19 protein-coding genes and 2 pseudogenes are annotated in these 18329 nt (G+C 45.0%); 15 read left to right on the forward strand and 6 right to left on the reverse strand.

Annotation, left to right across the window (positions count from 1 at the left end; all coding sequences use genetic code 11):
• Window positions 1–77 precede the first annotated feature (77 nt).
• Entirely contained in the window at window positions 78–1100 is a 1023-nt protein-coding gene (gene galT / locus QUB35_RS29810) for a galactose-1-phosphate uridylyltransferase (protein WP_333145259.1), read from the reverse strand.
• 351 nt (window positions 1101–1451) lie between these two features.
• Between galT and QUB35_RS29815 the strand changes: the two genes are divergently transcribed.
• Together QUB35_RS29815 and QUB35_RS29820 are read left to right on the forward strand one after the other, a co-directional pair.
• On the forward strand, window positions 1452–1673 hold the full coding sequence (locus QUB35_RS29815; RefSeq protein ID WP_333145260.1) for a helix-turn-helix transcriptional regulator: 222 nt from the start codon (window positions 1452–1454) through the stop codon (window positions 1671–1673).
• Window positions 1674–2278: pseudogene (locus QUB35_RS29820) on the forward strand (ScaI family restriction endonuclease).
• A gap of 15 nt (window positions 2279–2293) precedes the next feature.
• On the opposite strand, the gene QUB35_RS29825 reads toward QUB35_RS29820, so the two are convergent.
• Together QUB35_RS29825 and QUB35_RS29830 are read right to left on the reverse strand one after the other, a co-directional pair.
• Complete coding sequence (locus QUB35_RS29825; protein WP_333145261.1) at window positions 2294–3142, reverse strand: site-specific DNA-methyltransferase; 849 nt, start codon at window positions 3140–3142, stop codon at window positions 2294–2296.
• A gap of 119 nt (window positions 3143–3261) precedes the next feature.
• The gene (locus QUB35_RS29830) at window positions 3262–3969 is read right to left on the reverse strand and encodes a restriction endonuclease subunit R (protein WP_333145262.1); all 708 of its coding nucleotides are present in this window, start codon (window positions 3967–3969) and stop codon (window positions 3262–3264) included.
• 57 nt (window positions 3970–4026) lie between these two features.
• On the opposite strand from QUB35_RS29830, the gene QUB35_RS29835 reads away from it, so the two are divergent.
• The 3 genes from QUB35_RS29835 (at window position 4027) to acs (ending at window position 6974) form a co-directional block, all read left to right on the forward strand.
• Entirely contained in the window at window positions 4027–4542 is a 516-nt protein-coding gene (locus tag QUB35_RS29835) for a DUF433 domain-containing protein (RefSeq protein ID WP_445252082.1), read from the forward strand.
• A complete protein-coding gene (locus tag QUB35_RS29840) occupies window positions 4520–4882 on the forward strand; it encodes a DUF5615 family PIN-like protein (RefSeq protein WP_333145263.1) in 363 nt (120 codons plus the stop codon). Before QUB35_RS29835 ends, QUB35_RS29840 begins: the two co-directional genes overlap by 23 nt.
• A 121-nt stretch (window positions 4883–5003) precedes the next feature.
• Window positions 5004–6974 carry an acetate--CoA ligase gene (acs, locus tag QUB35_RS29845; RefSeq protein ID WP_333145264.1) on the forward strand — a complete coding sequence of 657 codons (1971 nt, stop codon included), beginning with the start codon at window positions 5004–5006 and terminating at the stop codon, window positions 6972–6974.
• A 94-nt stretch (window positions 6975–7068) separates the two neighbouring features.
• Here acs and QUB35_RS29850 read toward each other — a convergent pair whose 3' ends face one another.
• The gene (locus tag QUB35_RS29850; RefSeq protein ID WP_333145265.1) at window positions 7069–7356 is read right to left on the reverse strand and encodes a hypothetical protein; all 288 of its coding nucleotides are present in this window, start codon (window positions 7354–7356) and stop codon (window positions 7069–7071) included.
• Window positions 7356–7547, reverse strand: a complete 192-nt coding sequence (locus QUB35_RS29855) for a hypothetical protein (protein WP_190731945.1) — start codon at window positions 7545–7547, stop codon at window positions 7356–7358. Before QUB35_RS29855 ends, QUB35_RS29850 begins: the two co-directional genes overlap by 1 nt.
• Window positions 7548–7671: 124 nt before the next feature.
• On the opposite strand from QUB35_RS29855, the gene QUB35_RS29860 reads away from it, so the two are divergent.
• The 10 genes and pseudogenes from QUB35_RS29860 (at window position 7672) to QUB35_RS29905 (ending at window position 13827) form a co-directional block, all read left to right on the forward strand.
• Window positions 7672–7830 carry a hypothetical protein gene (locus QUB35_RS29860; protein WP_333053645.1) on the forward strand — a complete coding sequence of 53 codons (159 nt, stop codon included), beginning with the start codon at window positions 7672–7674 and terminating at the stop codon, window positions 7828–7830.
• A gap of 35 nt (window positions 7831–7865) precedes the next feature.
• Window positions 7866–8279, forward strand: a complete 414-nt coding sequence (locus QUB35_RS29865; RefSeq protein WP_333145266.1) for a hypothetical protein — start codon at window positions 7866–7868, stop codon at window positions 8277–8279.
• Window positions 8276–8674: a retropepsin-like aspartic protease gene (locus tag QUB35_RS29870; protein ID WP_333145267.1), complete on the forward strand. Its 399-nt coding sequence runs from the start codon at window positions 8276–8278 to the stop codon at window positions 8672–8674. Before QUB35_RS29865 ends, QUB35_RS29870 begins: the two co-directional genes overlap by 4 nt.
• 47 nt (window positions 8675–8721) lie before the next feature.
• Window positions 8722–9300 (forward strand): Uma2 family endonuclease, encoded by a 579-nt coding sequence (locus QUB35_RS29875; protein ID WP_333145268.1) that lies wholly within the window; start codon window positions 8722–8724, stop codon window positions 9298–9300.
• A 154-nt stretch (window positions 9301–9454) separates the two neighbouring features.
• Window positions 9455–10276: a restriction endonuclease gene (locus tag QUB35_RS29880; protein WP_333145269.1), complete on the forward strand. Its 822-nt coding sequence runs from the start codon at window positions 9455–9457 to the stop codon at window positions 10274–10276.
• A 155-nt stretch (window positions 10277–10431) separates the two neighbouring features.
• Window positions 10432–10848, forward strand: a pseudogene (locus tag QUB35_RS29885) (element excision factor XisH family protein).
• Window positions 10836–11171, forward strand: coding sequence for a XisI protein (locus tag QUB35_RS29890; RefSeq protein ID WP_190740648.1), 336 nt, complete (start codon window positions 10836–10838; stop codon window positions 11169–11171). Before QUB35_RS29885 ends, QUB35_RS29890 begins: the two are co-directional and overlap by 13 nt.
• A gap of 3 nt (window positions 11172–11174) precedes the next feature.
• Window positions 11175–11753 (forward strand): ACP phosphodiesterase, encoded by a 579-nt coding sequence (locus QUB35_RS29895; protein WP_333145270.1) that lies wholly within the window; start codon window positions 11175–11177, stop codon window positions 11751–11753.
• A gap of 96 nt (window positions 11754–11849) precedes the next feature.
• Window positions 11850–12746 carry a thermonuclease family protein gene (locus tag QUB35_RS29900; protein ID WP_333145271.1) on the forward strand — a complete coding sequence of 299 codons (897 nt, stop codon included), beginning with the start codon at window positions 11850–11852 and terminating at the stop codon, window positions 12744–12746.
• Between the two features lie 292 nt (window positions 12747–13038).
• Window positions 13039–13827 (forward strand): class II glutamine amidotransferase, encoded by a 789-nt coding sequence (locus QUB35_RS29905; RefSeq protein ID WP_333145272.1) that lies wholly within the window; start codon window positions 13039–13041, stop codon window positions 13825–13827.
• A gap of 685 nt (window positions 13828–14512) precedes the next feature.
• Here QUB35_RS29905 and uca read toward each other — a convergent pair.
• Window positions 14513–18130 carry an urea carboxylase gene (gene uca, locus QUB35_RS29910; protein WP_333145273.1) on the reverse strand — a complete coding sequence of 1206 codons (3618 nt, stop codon included), beginning with the start codon at window positions 18128–18130 and terminating at the stop codon, window positions 14513–14515.
• Between the last annotated feature and the right edge of the window lie 199 nt (window positions 18131–18329).

Below are 18329 nucleotides of genomic sequence, written 5' to 3' on the forward strand. Positions count from 1 at the left end.
GACTCGCAATTCAGACTGCCTGCGTGCATTTCCACCCGAATTTGAAGTAAATTTGACCTATTGTGATGTAGGATACTTTAGATGGGCGGGAAATTACTGTCGCTAGGAATTTCGATCGATCGCAAAAAAGCCGCACTTTCTTCTGGCAAAGCAGTATTGATAAACATCCCGCTGCCCAACTCAAATCCAGCTTGCTTGGTGACTCTGGGAATAATTGCGATATACCAGTGAAAGTATTTTGTTCCCCCTTCGGCGATCGGCACCGATCGAATAGTATAGTTGTAATCGGGATTGTTCAATCCGTAATAAAGCTTAGCCAGTACAGTTTTCAAAGTATCAGCAAGATCCGTAATTTCCCCATCAGTAAGGTCATCAAATGAAGAGGAATGTCGGCGCGGAAAAATCCAAGTGTGAAACGGTGAAAGTGCAGCGTAAGGGATAAAAGCCACAAAATGTTCACTCTCACAAATCACTCTTTCTCTCGCCGCTAATTCATCTTCCAAAGTTCGGCAAAACAGACATTCTCCCGTGTCATCAAAATATCTAATAGCTTCGTCGATGCGGCTGCGAAATTGGCTGGGTACAACGGGCGTCGCTGCTATCTGCGAGTGGGGGTGTTCGAGAGAAGTTCCGGCAGTTTCTCCGTGATTTTTGAAGATAATAATTGTTTCAATGTGGGGATTTTTTCTAATTTCTACATAGCGCTGGCGGTATACTAAAAGTATGTTGGCAACTTCTTCAACACTCAACAAAGCTGTCGTCAAATCGTGTCGCGGGTGTTCGACAATTACCTCGTGAACGCCGATTCCCGCCATCGTGCGGTGAATTCCCGATGATATCCTCATCCATTTTGCTGTCGGGGAGAGGGCGGGATATTTGTTGCAAATTGCCCTGACTTTCCAGCCAGCGCGATCGCCCAAACGGCAAGTTTCTAAGGTTCCGTCTTCTTCATTTCCCACGCAAAACGGGCAATCGGCGCGGTGCGGTGGCACTACGGCGGCCGACTTTTTTTTGTTAGCGAATTGATCCGGTCTTGTCGCCCGTTCGGTGGCGATGATTACCCAATCTCTGGTAATTAAATTTTGTCTAAGTTCAGACATTTTCTTACCTTCAGTTTCCGGGTCAAATTGTCTCTTATTTTAGATAAATATGTGTACTCTGTCAGTGTCTGATTGCAGACTTTTAACAAATCTTGATATCTAATTCCGAAGGTATTAAGTCGGTTGTCATGAGTAAAATTTTACCCAACATCAGACTGACGGTATCTAAAGCGTTAGACATCAATCTATTTGTTACGGCCTAGATTACCCGGAGTACCAATGAAAGCAATTAAAGTAATGGCATCAAGTTAAGTCTGCTTCGTCGGATTATGGGCGTGCTGTTTTCATGTAATCCTAAATCACACTTATAGTGTGTAGATTTTGGAGTGCACTCACCGATATCTTGCTCGTGTGGCAAAAAATCCAGAGCTAAAAAAATTTGGAGAGCAAGTTCGCAGGCTAAGGACATCAAAGGGCTTTTCCCAAGAAAAGTTAGCAGAACTAGCCGGACTGCACCGCAACTACATTGGTGGTATTGAGCGGGGTGAGCGAAACATAGCTCTATTAAACATTTTGCGGTTAGCAAAAGCTCTAGGAGTATCGCCAAGCGAACTATTGCAGGAAATAGAGTAAATGCAATCACCCTATACCGGGCTTCCTGTCGAAGATTGGGAAGAGAAGACACGAGAACTCATAGATCGACACCCACTAGATCCACAAGAAATTTATGACGTGGTTATTCAAGTTTGGAGTGAAATTTTTCAATCCAGCATAACCAGCAGAGGCTACAGAATAGGAATAAATTTATTCCCAACTCCCCAAATTATGGGATTTTTTTACATGAACTAATCCCATTAGAACTCGCCAGCAAATACCCCGGAATTTGGCGGCGCGATCGCAGTACCCTCGAAAAAGATATTGTTTACATCCCGAACAATAATTTCTCAATTGAAATTAAAACTTCTTCAAGTAGTCGTAACACTTACGGCAATCGCAGTTATGCTCAACAAAGCGCCCTAGGAGCAAAGCCGAAAAAAGACAAGTCCGGCTATTACCTTGTAGTTAATTTCCAGAAATTCAATCCCAAAATGGCAAGCGTGCAAACTCTAAATATTAATTTAGTTAGATTTGGATGGATAGATCGAGAAGATTGGCAAGGGCAAACAGCAGCCACTGGTCAGCAAGCTAAATTAAGCCCTGATGTAGAGCGATATAAGTTGCTGCAATTGCCTATTTAGCAATATTTACCATCTTTAAAATAAAGATAATTGAGCTTCGCTAATCTGCTTTTGTCTTAGAAAATCATCAATTCGGTTGGCAGCTAAATCGCAGTATTCCTGACAGATATCAAATCCGATAATAGTGCGCTGCAAATCTAAAGCAACAACCGCCGTAGTTCCTGAACCCAAAAAAGGGTCTAAAATGATTTCATTTGGGTTGGATGAAGCTTTGATGATTCGCTGTATAACAGCACTTGGAAATTGAGCGGGGTGAGAGGTTCGCTCTTTTGATGCTCTATTTTTACCAGAAGTTACCTTCGGGAATTCCCAAACATCAGTCGGATTTTTGCCTTGGGAGTTGACTTTAATTTTTCCATTCTTTTTTTGATTAGGATATTTTACATTTGGATCGCGCACATCATCTAGGTTAAATGTATAGTCTTTATGGTTTTTAACATACCAAAGAAACTTTTCATTGCGCGGTGAAAAGAACTTACTACCAGCAACCCCAGCGCCATAGTGCCAGATAACTTCTTGGATTAGGTAAAAAGGAATTTTGTCCCAAAGTAGATAGGGAATGGGGATAGCTTTAGCTTGATTGGGAATTGATAGATACCCCAAGTTGAGCCAGAAAGCGCCGTTAGGAAGGATGAGCCTATAATTTTCACTTATCCAGCTTTCACACCAGTTTAAATATTTATCTAGTGGTAGTGTTTTTTCGTATTCTTTGCCAATGTTATAGGGGGGACTGGTCACAGTAAGATTGACGCATTCATCAGGGAGCTTGGACATTGCTTCTAAGCAGTCCATCTGATAAATGAGGCAGTTTGGCGCTTGGAAGTAGGGTTTGCCTAAAAAATTCACTATATCAGTTATAAGCATGATAAAATTTATGATGGTATAAATCTATATTGGCACAAATTGGTCGTTTTTAATGATTAACTCAGGGAGTAATTAAATCATGTGTACTTCCTTAATTCGTCTTCCTGAATTCCCAAACATCATGCCAACTGTAACTGCACATTCTGCAACTTGCAAATCGCTTTCAAGACTTGCGCCAACAAGAGCGATCGCTCTTGGTCAATCAAATTCAATTCCGGTAAAATCTGATAAGTACAAGGATTTCCCCGCGTCACCCGCACAAACCGATAACTTTCGCCATTCGTCGTCAATCCCCAAACAGACGATTGCTGCTGCAAACTTTTATAAGTATAAGTCAGGAGTTGCGGCAAACCAGTCAAAGGTGCGATCGCACTATTTTTCGCCTCCACTACCAAAATCCAAAACTGTGCAGCCGCGAGCTCTGCATCCGGCTGATTTACGGCTAAGACATCCAAGCGCCCTTTAATTAAAGTATCCCCATCCTCAACCTCGATCGGGATGCTATCTTCCATTGTTAGCACGATCGGAATATCAAAAAATCCTGCTAATCTCATTAACGGTGAAAGCACTAAAAATTTAACCAGCTTTGCAGAAACTTTCCCTGCTTCTAGATGACGCCAAAAGTGATTACCGATTAGCAATAATTCCTGCTGTTCAAAATCCGTCAGAGGTTCCAGAGAGAAAAAATCAGTAAAACCTCCTCCTGTTTGTCTTTCCAATTTGAGAAGGCGGCGAACGTCATTTAGCGAAAGTTGGCTTGCTTCTAAATTTTGTGTCATGGCTTTAGTGCGATCGGCTGTTAATGTCAATTCTAAAAGCATTACCATCGGATTTGTTATGATATAATCATACCAGATATCGCTCCTGTAAATCGGGTAGATTGTATGAAAGCAATTAAAGTGATGGCAACGATCGACGATCGAGGACAATTGTGCGTTGGTGAACCGCTCAATTTATATCGCAACAGCCGAGCCGAAGTAATTGTGCTGGTTTCCGAAGGAACAGACATTAATAAAGAGAAGCAATCTCATGAAGCCAACCACCAAACCACGCAACTAGAAGACTACTTCAACTTCCTAAGACCTGACGATATTCGGCTCAAAGGTTCCCGCATTGGCATCGAAACAATTCTCTATGAATACCTGTTTCGCGCTCGAACTCCCGAAGAAATCGCTAACATTTATACATCGCTCACCCTGGAACAAGTTTATGCGACCATTTTGTACTACCTGCACAACAAAGAAACAGTCGGTAAATACATAACCGAATGGCTGGAGTGGGGCGAAAAAATGCGAGAAGAACAAACTCGTAATCCTCCTCCAGTGACAGAAAAACTTCGCAAATTTAAAGCAGAAAGAGAGGCAAGGAGCAAAGCTGATGCCAATCCAGTATCTCTTTGATGAAAATGTCGAGCCTGTGTATGTTAACCAAATTCGCAGGCGCAATCCCGATCTGGTTGTTCTAGCAGTGGGAGAACTAACAGCACCTTCTAAAGGGACTCTCGATCCAGAAATTCTTATTTGGTGCGAAATCCACAATTTCATTCTTGTTACCAACAACCGCCGCTCTATGCCTGTTCATTTAACAGATCATCTAGAGCAAAACCGCCATATTCCCGGAATCTTTCTCCTGAATTCCAAGCTGAGTATCGGTCAAAATATTGAACTACTGCTTCTGATTTATGAAGCATCATTTGAGAATGAGTACGAAGATAGAATTTACAATTTACCAGTGCTCTAATTTCTCATGCAGCTCCAACATTTACAAAATTCCCCAAAGTCTTAAGGAAAATAAACATACTTTTGCTCCAACTTATGCAAACAATAGTTAAAAAGACTAACCGAAGTTAAAGTTAAAAGCAATGTCGCAAGATACCATCGAATCAATTCTGCATGAAAAACGGCTATTTCAGCCGCCTGCTGCATTCTCCCAAAAAGCTCACATCAAAAGCCTAGAAGAGTACCAAGCCCTCTACGACAAAGCCAAAGCTGACCCCCAAGCATTCTGGGCAGAACTTGCGGCCCAAGAATTGCACTGGTTCCAAAACTGGGATACCGTGCTCGACTGGCAACCGCCTTTTGCTAAATGGTTTGTCAATGGCAAAATTAACATTTCTTACAATTGTCTCGATCGCCACTTAACCACTTGGCGCAAAAATAAAGCCGCCCTGATTTGGGAAGGCGAACCGGGAGACTCCCGCACCCTCACCTACGCGCAACTCCACCGCGAAGTCTGCCAAATGGCGAACGTCATCAAACAATTGGGAGTCCAAAAGGGCGATCGCGTCGGCATTTATATGCCCATGATTCCCGAAGCTGCGATCGCCATGCTAGCCTGCGCCAGAATCGGTGCAGTACACAGCGTTGTTTTTGGCGGTTTTAGTGCAGAAGCATTGCGCGATCGGCTTAACGACGGCCAAGCAAAACTCGTCATCACCGCTGACGGTGGCTTCCGCAAAGATACCCCCGTCGGCCTCAAAACACAAGTAGACAAAGCATTAGCAAATAATGCCACACCCAGCGTTACCAACGTTCTCGTAGTTCAGCGCACCAAACAGAAAATTGACATGGAACCCGGGCGCGATCATTGGTGGCACGATTTGCAAAAAGGTGCATCGGCAAATTGTCCCGCCGAACCGATGGACAGCGAAGATATGCTGTTCGTACTCTACACCAGTGGCAGTACCGGCAAACCGAAAGGAGTCGTCCATACAACCGGTGGTTATAACCTTTATACCCACATGACAACCAAATGGATATTCGACCTCCAAGATACCGATGTTTACTGGTGTACTGCTGATGTCGGCTGGATTACTGGACACAGTTATATTGTCTACGGGCCGCTGTCCAACGGTGCGACAACTTTAATGTATGAAGGTGCTCCTCGCCCTTCAAATCCTGGCTGTTTTTGGGATGTAATTGAAAAATACGGCGTCACCGTTTTCTACACTGCACCCACCGCCATTCGCACCTTTATGAAAATGGGCGAACACTTGCCCAACGCGCGCAATTTGTCCTCTTTACGATTGTTAGGAACCGTCGGCGAACCGATCAATCCTGAAGCTTGGATGTGGTATCAACGAGTAATTGGCAAGTCGAATTGTCCGATCGTCGATACTTGGTGGCAAACAGAAACCGGGGGAATTATGATTACCGCTTTGCCCGGTGCAATTCCTACAAAACCCGGTTCTGCAACCCTACCGTTCCCCGGAATTGTGGTCGATGTTGTTGACCAAGATGGCGAACCAGTCACCAACGAAAGCGGCGGTTATTTAGTGGTGAAACATCCTTGGCCGGGAATGATGCGGACACTTTACAACGATGCCGATCGCTTCCGCCGCACTTATTGGGAATATTTGCACCCGAAAGATGGCGAATTTGTGTACTTTGCTGGAGACGGCGCGCACAAGGACAAAGACGGTTATTTCTGGGTAATGGGCCGCGTTGACGATGTAATTAATGTGGCCGGACACCGACTCGGCACAATGGAAGTCGAGTCAGCTTTGGTATCGCATCCAGCGGTGGCGGAAGCTGCGGTTGTTGGTAAACCCGACGAGATTAAAGGTGAGGACATTGTGGCTTTTGTCACGCTGGACAACTCGCAGCAACCTAGCGAAGAATTGGCTAAGGAATTGAAGCAGCACGTTGTTAAGGAAATTGGGGCGATCGCCCGTCCCGGCGAAATTCGATTTACTGATGCTTTGCCGAAGACTCGCAGCGGTAAAATTATGCGGCGTTTGCTGCGTTCTTTAGCTGCGGGACAAGAGGTTTCTGGGGATACTTCGACTTTGGAAGACCGGACGGTTTTGGATAAGTTGCGGGGAGGTGCGTAGGGAGATTTTTTAACCGCAGATGTAGGCAGATGAACGCGGATGAACGCTGATGTATTTTTATCGGCGTTCATCCGCGGTTTAATTGTTAATTTGCTTATTTACCGCGCCACAGATGAACTGCATCGGGATTGATTTCCGACCTTACCTGTAGCCACTCTTCTAACAAGTAGTCATCATCAACTGCTTCAGAATGCTGTTCGTCTTTGAGAATTGCTAAGACGTGGACTCCAGACGGATAGTTGACATGACGAATTTCTGGGTCATATCCCAAGTCTTGAATTTTTGCTAAAATGCGATCGACAGCACCGGCAACAGTAAGATCGACGGCAAGAATAATTTGACCGAGTTTAGCACCAGGTTTTACACATTCCAGAACAGCCATTACTCTTTCTCCTTGTAGTTGCAACGGTACACTTGAGGGCGATTTTCGACTTTTCCGGGTTGAGTTACAGATTCTAATTCAACTCGGTAGCGATCGGCTCGTTTTTGGCACTCCTGTTTCGCTTGCCTGGGATTATCCGCTAAAATCGGCTCGTCCCAGCGTTCAGGATCTTTTTCTGGATCTTGAATCATAATTAAATTGCTCCTTTGTTGGACGTTCAACTTCGGGGAAGTCGTCTTGGCATGGTGCGGCAACATTCTGCCAAGGCGCATTTATCTGCTATAATTGTACTGCATTTTTTAGTATAATTGCAGTATGAGTAAAAACGTTAAAGTTCTAACCATCCGACTGCCTGAAGTAGAAATGCTTCGGCTAGAAGCTTATTGCGCGAACAGTGGTAGAACAAAAACCGATGTGATTCGCGAACAGATTAGGAGTTTAAAAGTTGAAGATAAGTCGCTTCACCCAGATTGATAACCTTGGTTCATTAACATCCCTTGAGACACGCCATGCTCCCAGAAACCGTACAGTTGCAAATTCCTTTTCAAGTCCTAGTAGATGCGATCGCCTCCCTCCAACTCGAAGAAAAACGCCGACTTTGGCAACTATTAAATGAAGAAATTACTCAAGCAGAAACCGACCTGCCCTCTCAAGTTCTGATTCAAAATAACAATGGGTCGGATTACAAACCCACAGGGGAAATCTTGACGGCTGCAGAAATACGCGATCGCTATCCCCGCGAGTGGGTGCTAATTGCTGATACTGAATCCGACGATTTATGGAATGTGATTCGCGGTGAAGTCTTAGCTCATTCACCGCAGCGAGAGGAAATAGACCGAGCTTTGACAAAATTTAAAGATGTCCGGTCAATTTCTATAGAATACACTGGCCCTATTCCTGATGAATATTCGGTGCTGTCGTGACTTCACAAAAACTTTATAGGTGCTCGCGTTACGGAAATTTACTCGTCTTAAAAGCTGCTGCCTCCAGCACAAGTAATACTGTCAGACAATTCAGATTATTAGTTGATACAGGCTCAACTTATACCGTTTTGCGGGTAAATATATTAGAAGCTCTTGGTTGCGATATCCAAAATCCTCTACGGAGAATTAGGACATCAGCAGGTGGCGGTATTGTGGAAGCACCAGTAGTAGCTGTGCCTTGGTTTAATTGCTTGGGCGAGCGTTTAGAAAATTTTCCTATAGTTGCCTACACGTTACCTGCAACCACTTTTGTAGACGGTCTGCTAGGGATGGATTTTCTTGCTCCTATGCAAGCTGTTATCTATGCTAAAGAGGGAGAGATTCGCATTCGTTAAAAATACAAGCTACAATCAAGATAACTTCTGGAATGGATCTGATCGCGATGCCTCCACTACTTAGCAAAACCACAGATCAGCGAATTGTTCATCATGGAATGTGGGAACGGTTTAAATTTATCCAAAAAGGCTTTGAAGGCTCCCCTAGAGTGCGACTATTTTACTATGATGGGACGATCGAGATTCTGAGGCCGGGAGAAGACCACGAAACTTTTGCTCATGTTATCGGTTACTTAGTGACTACCTTTCTCGTCGAACAGGGAATTTTCTTCAAGCCCACAGGGGCAATGACGCAGGAAAGATCGGGAGTTGTCTCTGTGCAAGCAGACGAATCCTACTACATTGGGAGTGTAAAACCAATTCCCGATTTGTCAATCGAAGTTGTCTTTACCAGTGGAGGAATCAGTAAGTTAGATCGCTATAAAGCTTTGGGGGTTTCAGAGGTGTGGTTTTGGGAAGATGGATTACTGAAGATATATCATCTCCAAGATGGTAGCTATGAAAATAGCGATCGCAGTCAGCTACCCGGACTCAATAACCTCGATCTCGATTTGATGAAACGCTGTATTTTGATGGCGGAAACTGATGCTGGGGAAGCTATTAGATTGTTCCGTCGAGAGATGTAGCCGATCGCAATTTAGCAAATTATGACGGTAGGAGCCAATAGAGCGTCAGTATTTTGATGCCATCAGTTTCTCATTAAAAAAGCAGTGCTTGGCAAATTATATCAACAGTTTTTAGATGAACAGATATACCCATTCAATCCCTACATTTGACTCAATGCTCTTACCCACAATTCAGGCTCTACAAATGCTGGGTGGATCGGGAACTACTGAAGAGATTTATGACCGAGTAGCGCAGATTCTCAACTTACCTAACGAGGTGCTGGATATCCCACATGGAAACAAATCCCAGAGTGCTGTTGAGTATCGACTTGGTTGGAGTCGTACTTACTTGAAAAAATACGGGCTTTTACAAAATTCCTCACGTGGCGTGTGGTCTTTAGTTTCAACATCTATAGATTGTGAGATTCTGGATGCAAAAGAAATTGTCAAGGTGGTTCGAGAGACTGACAAGAAAAAGGTGATGTCGCCAGATAATTTAAACGCAAATGTTGGAGCAGTTGAAAATTTAGAAGAAGTTGCATGGCATCAGCAGCTTCATCAAATACTGCTATCACTAGAACCTTCAGCATTTGAGCGTTTGGCACAGCGCCTACTACGTGAATCAGGCTTTATACAAGTACAGGTTACAGGTAAGTCCGCCGATGGTGGAATTGATGGTGTAGGTATTGCCCGTATTAGTGGTTTCTTGAGCTTTCATGTTCTGTTTCAGTGCAAGCGCTATCAGGGTTCGGTTACGGCGAGTCAAATTAGAGACTTCCGTGGGGCAATGCAGGGACGAACCGACAAAGGTTTATTCATTACAACTGGAACATTTACCAGAGATGCTGTCAAAGAAGCAACACGAGATGGCGCACCCCCAATAGATTTGATTGATGGTGAGCAGTTAGTTCAACGACTAAAAGAGTTGGGGCTTGGTGTCAAGATAAAAATGATTGAGTCTGTGGAAGTGGATGCTAATTGGTTTACGAAGATTTAAGCTTCTATTGTGAAGCGATCGATCTTCAGTCAATCGCAAGCAATATTTGAACGTGGGTGGAGCGATCGCCTGCATACTACAGTTAGACGATCGCTCTATTGCATAATAATTTGCTATTATATAACCGTGAAGTCTTATATTGCTCGTGTTGTTCTATGCCTGCTTTAGACCTCTACCACAATACAGTTAAAAAATCTCTCCTCAATGATGGGTGGATAATTACTCACGATCCTCTCCATCTGAAATGGGGAAAAAAAGATATGTATGTGGATCTGGGAGCAAAACAGGTGCTGGCAGCCGAACGATGAGAACAAAAAATTGCTGTGGAAGTCAAAAGCTTTGTCAGCGATTCAGAAATGCAGGACTTGAGAGAGGCGATCGGACAATTTACTATTTATCGATCTGTGCTTCAGAGAACTTATCCAGAACATACGCTTTATCTGGCTGTTCGCGATATCACCTATGAATCTCTATTTGAAGAACCGATCGGTCAATTAATGATTGAAGATGAAAAGCTCAAGCTGATTGTATTCGACCAAAATCAAGAGGCGATCGTAAAATGGATACTTTAGCTAACTTTAGAACCACCATTAAAACAGTTCTCGAACCTTACACAAAAATTCCTTACTCTCATGGCGATATAATTTGTAAAGCCGTGTTTGATGAAAAATCTGATTGTTACCTGCTAGTTACTTTAGGCTGGGATAAAGCCAAACGAATTCACGGCTGTTTGGTTCATATAGATATTATTGATGATAAGATTTGGGTACAGCGAGATGAGACAGAATACGGCGTAACGAAAGAACTTGTAGCTGCTGGAATCTCCAAGGATTCCATTGTTTTAGGTTTTCATCCCGCCGATGTCAGACCTCATACCGGTTATGCAGTTGTGTAGTTAATGAATTATTTGGCTCATCTATTCTTATCAAAAGGCACGCCAGAATCCCTGATTGGCAACCTCTTAGGAGATTTTGTCAAAGGAACGGCTGTCAACCTTTATTCCGATGAAATTAGAAAAGGCATCGATTTGCACCGCAAAGTAGATACCTACACGGACTCTCACGCCATAGTGCGATCGAGTAAAAGCCTTGTTTGCGCCGATAGACGCAGGTTTGCTGGAGTTTTGATTGACGTGTTTTACGACCACTTCTTAGCTAAAAATTGGCTGGAATACTCAGAAATTCCGCTCCGGGATTTTTCTCAGGATGTCTATAAAATCCTGCAAGACAACCGCGATATATTGCCTGAATCTCTCCAGCGGGTGCTGCCAACAATAATTGCCCGCGACTTGCTTTCATCTTATCAGGACATCGCCGAAATCGGCATCACTCTTACAAGAATGTCGGCGCGACTCAAGCGGACAAATAACTTGGCAAGCGGCATAGAAGATTTGACAGCTAACTATCAGCGATTAGAATCAGATTTTCGAGATTTTTTCCCCGACTTGATAAAATACGCCACAGTTGACAAATATTAATACAAACCACAAAAATTACAGTTGCTATTGATAACGAACTCGTGTATGATGCAACCGATACCTGCATGAAATCTCAAGTGCAACAGGGTTCAAAATATGGCAACCAGAATTCCGAACCTGCAAATAACTAAAGTAGTTGATGGTGACAGCATCAAAATTTCTCTCAACGGCAAAACCGAGGCTCTGCGCCTGATTTGCGTCGATACAGAAGAAAGTCATCCGGGAGGCTCCAAACCTGTAACTGCGGCGGGGAAAGCAGGTACGGAAATGGCTAAAAAATACTTCGCGACAGCAGATGGGGGACTTGCTCAAATTGACATAGAATTTGATACAGACGATTCGGTTGAAGTGGCTCTACAAAAACACCGCGACAACTACGGGCGTCTCCTCTGTTACGTACATAAAGACGGAGAAAATTACAATCTTAAACTGATTGAAGAAGGCTGGAGTCCCTACTTCATCAAATACGGGCGCTCCAGATTGTATCACCGACAAATGACTGAGGCAGAATCGGCAGCTAAAGCTTACAATCTGATGATTTGGAATCCGATTATCAATGCCAAAATCCCCTCTCGCAACTATGCTAACTTACTGCCTTGGTGGTCGATGCGAGGCTCGATTGTTGAAGAGTTTCGGTTGTCGGAAGCAACAGCAGGAGCGCTTTCTTTGAGGTTGCACTACCCGAAAATATTAGCTGCTTCTGAGAAAGCTAAATCTCTTACTATTTTCTGCGATTTGCAGGCTGGGATTAATAAATGGATCGGCGGCAGCGCTCTAATTTATGCTGGTTCGGTGTATCATAAATTAGATTTGTGGATACCAGATGCTGAAACTGATGAAATGGCTCCCTTGAAGCGGCTAATTGAGAAACGTTATGCGGGTGTGGGACGGGGATATGTGTATGTCAGTGGGAAGGTAGAACAGTACAAAGGGAAGCCTCAAATAGTTTTGAAGGATATCAAACAACTTTCAGATTTTCCCCCACAAAAGTGAATTTTACATAAATTCAATTAAAAAATTGCCGGACAAATGGAACGATGAAGACTGTTCTGCGGGGAAGGCTATTAAATTTTGGGCGATTCCCTACCGCAACGGGCTCGCACGCGCGTTCGGGATAGCTTGGCTTCACGCATTTTTTAAAATTTAATTAGCATTATGGTTGACAATCCAAAATAATTGTGTTTTTTTTATTAGGCTAAATCCATTCATACTATAATACTATCATCGCCGATCTGTAGCTGCCAATAGCGGCGACATCCATCCAAACTCCAGAGATTTAAAAGCTATGTGCCAATTACTGGGAATGAACTGCAATGTTCCAACAGATATTTGCTTTTCTTTTGAGGGTTTTTCTGCAAGAGGTGGCAGAACAGACGTTCATCAAGACGGTTGGGGAATTGCTTTCTTTGAAGGTTTGGGATGTCGCCTTTTTATAGACTCTAAACCTGCGATTGCTTCTCCGGTTGCAGAAGTAGTGCGCCGCTATCCCATTCATTCAACTAACGTCATTGCTCACATCCGCAAAGCTACCCAAGGCGAAATTGCTTTGGAAAACTGCCACCCTTTTATTCGGGAACTTTGGGGGCGCTATTGGGTTTTCGCTCACAATGGAAATCTGGAAAATTTTAATCCAGAACGTGCCGGAGTTTACAAACCTGTTGGCAAAACTGACAGCGAAAAAGCATTCTGTTTGATATTAGAAAAGCTGCGCTCTACTTTTCCTCAAAGTAAGCCTGCTGTAGCGGAAATTTATCCGGTACTGGAGGAAATTACTAAAAGTTTGGCAGAACACGGAATTTTTAATTATTTACTTTCCGATGGAGAACACTTGTTCACCCATTGTTCTACTAATCTGCATTATATTGTGCGACAAGCACCTTTTGCTAGCGCTCACTCGATCGACGAAGATGTAACTGTCGATTTTCGGGAATTGACCAACGAGGACGATCGCGTGGCTGTTATTGCCACTTTTCCGCTGACTGATAACGAAGTTTGGACGCAAATTCAGCCGGGAGAATTGCTGGTATTTCAGGATGGTTTGCCCGTCAATTCTGGGCTGCGGGAGTTAAGTTAACGGGATTTCAACTGAGATGTTGCACCATTGTCAATAAGCTTTTTAGGAACAGGCTTTTCGGCCTGTTCCACAAGAAAATTAAATTTTTGTGGAACAGGCATCTTGCCTGTTCTTGAGAATGGTGCAAGATGTGAGTTTAAACAAATTTAAAGCCTAAACAGAGCATCGAACCTGCTAAATGACCAGCTTTCCAGCTTGATTTATTAAGCCAGATTTGTCATTGCGCTTGACAGCGGCTAAGCCCAACACGGTTCAGATAAGACTGATTCCCCCCTAGCCAAGAGGGCGGGCACGGGGGCACCGCCCCTACGAAGGGGGGGACAAGAAGTTGCTCTTGCGTCCCCCAACAATCAGGGGGATTTAGGGGGATCTCCGGGGAATTAACAGTGTTAACTGAACTGTATGGCGGCTAAGCCTTCTGAAAAACTGCCGACAGCGGAAACTTGGGGGCGATCGCCCACTAGCCTGCTTGATTGATATATCCCCACCCTTTTGAAGCCCTAACTGCTGCTAAACCTTCATTAATTGAGCCGGGGTTGCACAATTTGATGATGATGCTTGTAGGGTGTCCCGCCTTCAGTGAAAATACACCTGACTGGCTACGATATCCCATCCCACAAAACAATCAAAATCATCCCCCAATTATCCAACGGCTTCTACTTTCCCCGAAGTGACAACAGAGGGATTAATTCGGTTGAACAGCCGCTAAAATTTGTCCTGCTGTCACCGTTTGCCCCTTTTCACAAAACAACTCGGCAACAGTGCCCGCAACATCAGCAGTAATAGCAATTTCCATTTTCATCGCTTCCAAAATTAACAGCCGATCGCCCTCTGCAACCGCATCTCCAACATTAACCAGCACCTGCCAAACATTGGCCGAAACGTGAGCGACAACAGCCTCACAGCCGATCGGCAAAGTAACCTCCGCCGCTGTTTCAGAAGCCACATCCGCCGAGGCTTCTGCGATAGCTTCAGCGTCAAATTCCCCGGATGCGGCCCAGCGATCGCGCTCTGCATTAAATGCGGCCTGCTGCTGCGCTTTAAACTCAGCCGCACTGCCCGCAATAGAATGCAAAAACTCATTGTATTCTCTCAAATTAAAAGTAATTTCCTCAACCTTTAATTTAAACTTCCCTTCGATAAATGCTTCCCGACAGCGGTGCAATTCCTCATGAGAAACCGGATAAAATCGGATTTGGTCAAAAAAGCGTAAAAGCCAAGGTTTACCAGACTGGAAATCCGCCGTTTGTTTGAACCGATTCCACATTTGCACCGTGCGGCCGACAAATTGATAACCTCCGGGCCCTTCCATCCCGTAAACGCACAAATACGCGCCGCCAATGCCAACTGCATTCTCAGGAGTCCAAGTGCGGGCGGGATTGTATTTAGTAGTAACCAAACGGTGGCGCGGATCGAGGGGAGTTGCGACGGGCGCGCCTAAATAAACGTCTCCCAAACCCATCACTAAATAGCTAGCATTAAATACAATTTCTCTGACTTGTTCGATGCTGTCAAGCCCGTTTATGCGGCGAATAAACTCAATATTGCTGGGACACCAAGGTGCATCCGATCGCACAGACTGCATATATTTTTCAATGGCCAACAGCGTCGATTCATCTTCCCAAGATAAAGGCAAGTGCACAATTCGCGCCGGCACTTCCAAATCCTCGATCGCCGGAAGTTCCGCCTCCGCCGCAATCAGCGCCTGCATTAGCTGCTGTTGCGAAATTTGCGGGCCCTCAAAGTGAATTTGGAGCGATCGCATTCCCGGCACTAATTCGATAACACCAGGCAACGGATTTGCTTTCAACTGTTCCATCAAGGCGTGCGCCCGAAAACGCAAATTTAAATCCAGCACCAACGGGCCGTATTCAACTAGAATATATTTATCTCCAGCTTGACGGTAAGTAACAGCAACCTGTCCCGGAGATTCGGGAATTTCGTGCAAAATTGGAGAAGCGGGAACTGCAGGCAATTCCTCCGCATTTTCCCCAAAAACAGGCAAACTAAAAGTAGCAATTTGCCTATTTTGTGCTAATTCCCGCTGCAAAGCTTCAGCAAAACTCAAACAGTGAAAGCGAATGCTGTCCCCCGGTTTCAGTTGCCCGATTTTCCACAATTCCGACTGCACAATAGTAGCAGGACACACAAAACCTCCCAAACTCGGGCCGTCAAGACCGAGAATTACAGGCATATCGCCCGTAAAATCGATCGTGCCGATCGCGTAAGCATTATCGTGAATGTTAGACGGGTGCAAACCCGCTTCCCCGCCGTCTTGACGCGCCCAGGTGGGCTTCGGGCCGATCAGCCGAATGCCCGTCCGCGTCGAGTTGTAATGCACCTGCCATTCTGTGGAGAAAAACATTTCGATGTCTGACTCAGTAAAGAAATCCGGCGCGCCGTGAGGCCCGTACAAAACGCCGATTTCCCAATTATTGCTGTAGGTGGGAATTAGTTCTGGAGGTAAAGATAATTCCGCTTCCAGAGTTGCAGTTTGGTTGAGTTTTAACACATCTCCCGGACGCAGCGTGCGGCCCGCGTGTCCGCCAAATTTGCCCAGTACAAAAGTTGATTTGCTGCCCAAATAATCGGGGACATTAAAGCCGTGTTTGACTGCTAAATAAGTGCGGTAGCCGTCGCCTTGAATGGCTTTTAACTTGAGAATGCTGCCAGCTTTTACGGGAATTGCTGTCCAAAACGGCACCGGTTCGCCGTTTAGCGTTCCCTTCATAGTTGCACCAGTCAAACTAATAACTGTATCAGCATTGAAGCGCAGAGTTGGGCCTGTAGCTGTGAATTCCAATCCTGCTGTCGATTCGGGATTTCCTACTAAACGATTTGCCAATCGAAATGCCAGATGATCCATCGGTCCAGAAGGCGGCACGCCAACATCCCAATAGCCAATCCGCCCCGGATAATCTTGAATGCTGCTGTAGGTTCCCCCATCCAATACATCGATCGTTAAAGGTGCGTATTCAAAAGAGTTTAAAAAGCGCGTGCTCAGTTCGCCCCGGCTGAATCGGGAATCGTCCAAAATCTGGCGGAGGTAATCTAAATTAGTTTCAATTCCCGCTATTTCACTGGCATCTAAAGCAGCTTTTAGTTTAGCGATCGCCTGGGTTCGATTATCTCCGCAAACGATCACTTTGGCTAGCAGCGGATCGTAAAAAGGAGTTACCTCAGTGCCGGTTTCTATCCAACTGTCGCAGCGGACGTTTTCGGGAAACGCAACTTGATTCAGCAACCCGGAACTCGGCTGAAAATTCTTGCCGGCATCTTCGGCATAAATTCGCACCTCAATTGAGTGTCCCTGCGGTCGATAGCGGTACTCTTCCAGGGGGAACAAATCTCCCGAAGCCTGTTTTACCATCCACTCCACGAGGTCGATGTTGTTGACAGCTTCAGTAACGCCGTGTTCGACTTGCAAGCGCGTGTTGACTTCCAAAAAATAAAACTGTTTCGCATCGACATCAAATACAAATTCAACAGTACCCGCTGACTGGTAATTTACCGCTTTTCCCAGCCGCACTGCTGCACGGTACAAGTGATTTCGCTGTTCGTCGCTAATACCAGGGGCGGGGGTTTCTTCAATTACTTTTTGATTGCGCCGCTGCACCGAACAATCTCGCTCGCCCAAGGCTATGACGTTTCCTTTGCCATCTCCAAAAATTTGAACTTCAATGTGCCTGGCTGTTTGAATGTATTTCTCTAAAAAAACGCCGCTTTGTTTAAAGTTGCTTTGACTCAAACGCTGTACTTTTTCAAAGGCTTCTGCCAAATCTCGATCGCCAAAACAAGCCTGCAAACCAATGCCGCCGCCGCCTGCGGTACTTTTGAGCATTACCGGATAGCCGATCGCCCCAGCCGCTTTTTGGGCATCCTCCAAACTTGCTAAAAGTTCGCTTCCGGGAGTTAGCGGCACTTGATTTGCAGCGGCTATTTCCCGCGCGGTGTGCTTCAATCCAAAGCAGCGCAACTGACTCGGAGTCGGGCCGATAAATGCAATATTTTCGCTGGCACAAGCTTCGGCAAATTCAGCATTTTCGCTCAAAAAGCCGTAACCCGGATGGATAGCTTGAGCTTTTGTTTGGCGCGCAACTTCGAGAATGCGATCGAACCGCAAATAACTCTCGGCTGCGGCGGCTGCACCGATACAAACCGCTTCGCTGGCGGCGAAAACGTGCTTGGCATGGGCGTCGGCTTCAGAATATACTGCTACCGAAGCAATTCCGAGGCGATCGAGCGTGCGGATAATTCGGCAGGCAATTTCACCGCGGTTTGCAATCAAAACTTTGTTAAACATTTAGGTAATTGCTGATTGGTATCTAGTTACATCTTGTACTAGCCTGAAGAACAGGCAAGATGCCTGTTCCACAAACATTAATTTTTGTTGTGGGGTGGGCTTCTAGCCCGCCCTAAAACTATCCTGAAGAACAGGCAAGATGCCTGTTCCACAAACATTAATTTTTGTTGTGGGGTGGGCTTCTAGCCCGCCCTAAAAC

The organism is Microcoleus sp. B13-B6, from assembly GCF_036705405.1.
Lineage (GTDB): Bacteria > Cyanobacteriota > Cyanobacteriia > Cyanobacteriales > Microcoleaceae > Microcoleus.

What these genes read in the sequence shown, in the direction of transcription:
- uca (WP_333145273.1), bottom strand. Translation starts at nt 18,130, where the DNA reads ATGTTTAACAAAGTTTTGATTGCAAACCGCGGTGAAATTGCCTGCCGA.
- QUB35_RS29905 (WP_333145272.1), top strand. Translation starts at nt 13,039, where the DNA reads ATGTGCCAATTACTGGGAATGAACTGCAATGTTCCAACAGATATTTGC.
- galT (WP_333145259.1), bottom strand. Translation starts at nt 1,100, where the DNA reads ATGTCTGAACTTAGACAAAATTTAATTACCAGAGATTGGGTAATCATC.
- QUB35_RS29835 (WP_445252082.1), top strand. Translation starts at nt 4,027, where the DNA reads ATGAAAGCAATTAAAGTGATGGCAACGATCGACGATCGAGGACAATTG.
- QUB35_RS29900 (WP_333145271.1), top strand. Translation starts at nt 11,850, where the DNA reads ATGGCAACCAGAATTCCGAACCTGCAAATAACTAAAGTAGTTGATGGT.
- QUB35_RS29850 (WP_333145265.1), bottom strand. Translation starts at nt 7,356, where the DNA reads ATGGCTGTTCTGGAATGTGTAAAACCTGGTGCTAAACTCGGTCAAATT.
- QUB35_RS29865 (WP_333145266.1), top strand. Translation starts at nt 7,866, where the DNA reads ATGCTCCCAGAAACCGTACAGTTGCAAATTCCTTTTCAAGTCCTAGTA.
- acs (WP_333145264.1), top strand. Translation starts at nt 5,004, where the DNA reads ATGTCGCAAGATACCATCGAATCAATTCTGCATGAAAAACGGCTATTT.
- QUB35_RS29830 (WP_333145262.1), bottom strand. Translation starts at nt 3,969, where the DNA reads ATGGTAATGCTTTTAGAATTGACATTAACAGCCGATCGCACTAAAGCC.
- QUB35_RS29840 (WP_333145263.1), top strand. Translation starts at nt 4,520, where the DNA reads ATGCCAATCCAGTATCTCTTTGATGAAAATGTCGAGCCTGTGTATGTT.
- QUB35_RS29825 (WP_333145261.1), bottom strand. Translation starts at nt 3,142, where the DNA reads ATGCTTATAACTGATATAGTGAATTTTTTAGGCAAACCCTACTTCCAA.
- QUB35_RS29895 (WP_333145270.1), top strand. Translation starts at nt 11,175, where the DNA reads ATGAATTATTTGGCTCATCTATTCTTATCAAAAGGCACGCCAGAATCC.
- QUB35_RS29855 (WP_190731945.1), bottom strand. Translation starts at nt 7,547, where the DNA reads ATGATTCAAGATCCAGAAAAAGATCCTGAACGCTGGGACGAGCCGATT.
- QUB35_RS29890 (WP_190740648.1), top strand. Translation starts at nt 10,836, where the DNA reads ATGGATACTTTAGCTAACTTTAGAACCACCATTAAAACAGTTCTCGAA.
- QUB35_RS29860 (WP_333053645.1), top strand. Translation starts at nt 7,672, where the DNA reads ATGAGTAAAAACGTTAAAGTTCTAACCATCCGACTGCCTGAAGTAGAA.
- QUB35_RS29875 (WP_333145268.1), top strand. Translation starts at nt 8,722, where the DNA reads ATGCCTCCACTACTTAGCAAAACCACAGATCAGCGAATTGTTCATCAT.
- QUB35_RS29880 (WP_333145269.1), top strand. Translation starts at nt 9,455, where the DNA reads ATGCTCTTACCCACAATTCAGGCTCTACAAATGCTGGGTGGATCGGGA.